Below are 379 nucleotides of genomic sequence, written 5' to 3'. Positions count from 1 at the left end.
ACGAATGGTTACTATCCGTTTATCTCGTGGTGGCTCTAAGAAGCGCCCATTTTATCATCTAACAGTTACAGACAGCCGTTCTTCACGTGATGGTCGTTATTTGGAACGTGTTGGTTTTTTCAATCCTTTGGCACGTGGCCAGGAAGAACGTTTAAGAGTTGATTCTGACCGTGTTCAGCACTGGTTAGATAAAGGTGCTCAGACTTCTGACCGAGTTAAGACACTTTTGAAAGAGTCTGCTAAAGCTGCGTAAGGCCGTTTAAGTAGTCTGGAAAGCTAACATTGATACCGGCTGGAAATAATTACTCATGAGCAAAGCTACAGAAAAAGCTGTAATGGGTAAGATTACCTCGGTATACGGTGTTAAGGGTTGGGTGAA

1 protein-coding gene is annotated in these 379 nt (G+C 43.3%); it reads left to right on the top strand.

Annotation, left to right across the window (positions count from 1 at the left end; translation table 11 throughout):
* Positions 1–4 precede the first annotated feature (4 nt).
* Positions 5–253, top strand: coding sequence for a 30S ribosomal protein S16 (gene rpsP / locus A3757_RS05970; RefSeq protein WP_068510835.1), 249 nt, complete (start codon positions 5–7; stop codon positions 251–253).
* Positions 254–379: the final 126 nt, after the last annotated feature.

Source organism: Oleiphilus sp. HI0117 (assembly GCF_001635235.1).
Note: the sequence above shows the minus strand (reverse complement) of the source record. Positions and strands in the feature narration are given on the sequence as shown.